Below are 2190 nucleotides of genomic sequence, written 5' to 3' on the forward strand. Positions count from 1 at the left end.
GTCGCTGCGATCTTGGAGGGGCGTGCCCCTGGGAAATCCTGATCGTGGGGTCGCCCGGCACCTCCTCGACCCCACGAACATCGTCCCCGAGGAACCCTCACAGCCCCCTGCCGCTGGGTAGCGGTCAAGCTTCGGTGAAATCGATCAACTTTCGCTGCGACGGAACAGGGGGCGGCTGCGCGTCGTGCGCGCCGCCGCTCCCCTTGTCCGGTCCGGTCAGTTGGTGAAGTAGAAGTACGACCATGCGCCGTACGACGTGGTGTTCACGTTGTCACCCGACGAGGAATCGATGTACGCGGCGCGCACCCGGGCGCGTACGCCCGACGTCCCCGGGTGGCCCAGGTTGACTATGCACTTGCCGCTCGTCCCGAGCGCGAAGTACTCCGAGTCCGTCGTGTACCACTTGCCGTTGTAGTAGACCTGCAGGTCCAGACGTTCCTTGCGGCCCTTGTAGTACGTCATCGTGGTGGTCACGACGGCGTCGGTCTTCTTGTGGAAGTAGTAGTAGCGGGTCGAGCCGATCGTGCCCGTCCGGTAGTACTTGGACAGCGAGCTCGCGATCTTCACGTGCGCGTACGCGGTGGACTTGACGGTCCGTGCGCCGTACTGGGAGTCGCCCTTGAAGACGGCGGTCACGGCGGTGTCGCGCGACATGTTCACGGTCGCCGACAGATTGCCGTGCGAGTCGACCTTGCCGGTCTTCAGCAGCTTCTTCGGCTTGTCCGCGCCGTACGGATCGGCCCAGATCTCCACCGTGCGGTTGGTGTAGGTGGTGCCGAGGTGCGCGGTGAAGGCGACGTTCTTGCCGTAGTCGTACACCTTGCCGTTGTTGGTGAGCGTCAGGGCGGGCGTGGCCCGGGAGACGGCGACGGTGTCCGAGGCGGATGCCGGAGTGTGCGCGGCGTCCCCGGCGTAGGTGACCGTGTAGCGCACCGTCCCGCCGGCCGGGGGCACGTCGGTGAAGGAGAACGCGCCGTTCGCACCCAGTGCCCTGGTGCCGAGGGACTTGCCCGACGGGGACAGCATGTCGGTGCGCACGACGGACACCGGGGTCCCGGCGGGCGGCATCAGGCCGGCGGCGAGCGTGCCCTTGACGGTGAGTGTCTTGGCGCGCGTTGCCGTGGCTGGGGCGTCAGCGGTCAGCTTCGTGACGTACGTGCGCGGTTCGGCCACGGTGTTGAACTGCGCGGAGCCCGACCGCCCAGTCAGCACGAACAGCTGCGTGCCGTCCGCGGACCAGGCTGTCGAGTGCCCGCTCCACGGCATCCATGTGTCCGACAGGTTGCGGACGCTGGCCGGGGCGTCTGCTCCGCCGGGGAAGACGTAGGTGTCGCCGGTGTTCTCGGTGTCGAGAGCGGTCGCCGCGACCGTGCCGTCCGGAGCGACGCTGACGGTCTCCGGCTCGTCCTTGACCGGGTACTCGTGCACCTCCTGAAGGTCGGAGAGCCGGTATTCGGTGACCGCACGGTTGCCCGGCCCGGCCACGACGATCGACTGCCCGTCCGGAGTGAGCGCGCCGTCCCGGTAGAAGCCGCCCTTGTCCGCGGTGACGCGGATGGCCGGGGTGCCGGACGACACGTCGTAGACGACGATCGGCCCGGAGCTGATGCCGCCGTCAAGGGCGACCAGGGTGTCCGGGTTCGCCGGGTCGGCGTACAGCATCGGCGTGCTGGCGAAGTCATGGTCGCCGGCGAGGTCGAGGGTCACGGCCGCCGGGTCGGTGGTCAGGTCGACCTCGCCGAGCCCCGACTCCCACTGGTCGCCGTAGCCGAACCAGATCCGGCCCTCGGTGAGGGCGATCCGGCGCGGCGCCGTCCGATCCCCGGTCGGGTACTCGGCGGTCTGTGTGAGCGTCGTGGTGTCGAAGGCGACGATCTTGTCCGCGCCGGGGACCGCGGCGTACAGCGTGCTGCCGTCCGGGCTCAGCTGGAGGTCGGACACCCCGGACAGGCCGGTGAGCGTCGTGACCACCTTGCCGGTGTAGTCGGCGACGGAGATCACATTGCCGCTGCTGATGTAGAGGTGCTGGTGGGCGCCGTCGACGACGGTGTCGATCACGCTGTCGACACCGATCGGCGTGCTGGTGTCGGCGGCCGCCGGGACGGCCGCGAGCGCCACGGAACTGAAGAGGGCTGCCGTCGCGACCGCCGCCGGAAGTGTGCGGGTGCGCCCAGGGATTGAACCAGATCG

At 68.9% G+C, this 2190-nt stretch carries 1 protein-coding gene; it reads right to left on the bottom strand.

All coding sequences use genetic code 11. The features are described from left to right. Positions 1-216: 216 nt before the first annotated feature. Positions 217-2178 (bottom strand): YncE family protein, encoded by a 1962-nt coding sequence (locus tag ABT085_RS45845; RefSeq protein WP_351623072.1) that lies wholly within the window; start codon positions 2176-2178, stop codon positions 217-219. Between the last annotated feature and the right edge of the window lie 12 nt (positions 2179-2190).

Origin of the sequence: Streptomyces sp. NPDC002265 (genome assembly GCF_040296125.1) — a bacterium.
Lineage (GTDB): Bacteria > Actinomycetota > Actinomycetes > Streptomycetales > Streptomycetaceae > Streptomyces.